This is a genomic window from Micromonospora sp. CV4, assembly GCF_003667455.1.
GTDB lineage: Bacteria > Actinomycetota > Actinomycetes > Mycobacteriales > Micromonosporaceae > Micromonospora.
In genome coordinates this window covers 1-441 of sequence record NZ_RCVI01000022.1, presented here as the reverse complement: position 1 = coordinate 441, position 441 = coordinate 1, and the positions used below count along the sequence as shown (strand labels likewise).

Annotated in this window: 1 protein-coding gene; it reads right to left on the bottom strand. The window is 69.6% G+C overall.

The features are described 5' to 3' along the window. Positions 1-155: 155 nt before the first annotated feature. The coding region (locus tag EAD98_RS00105) for an ATP-binding protein (RefSeq protein WP_121652100.1) at positions 156-441 on the bottom strand (286 nt) is incomplete at its 5' end.

Here is a 441-nt window from a genome sequence, read left to right as displayed (position 1 = left end):
GCTCCACGCCGTGTCCGAGGTCACACCGAGGGTGCCGGGTGTCTCGATGATCTTCATCGCTGTGTTATGCGGAGAAATCTGATATACGGCCCGGCCAGCACGACAAGGCCGCGTCCCCGGGGTGGGAACGCGGCCTGCGTGAGTGGTTGCTCAGGTCAGCGGCCGACCGGCCAGACCATCCGGACCTCGGTGCCGATGCCCTCCTCGACCGGGCGCACCTGCAGGTCCTCGACGAAACCGGCGAGCAGCGCGAAGCCGACGCCGGTGGTCAGCGCGTCCTCGCTGAGCGACTCCTTGGCCAGCTCGTCTGGAGGCAGCGCGGCCAGACCGATGCCGGCCTCGATCGGCGCGCGGTCGATCACCCGCACCGTGTACGCCCCGGTGTCGGACATCTCCACCAGCACCGGGTCGTCCAGGCCGTACTGCCGGTGCAGGGCGACC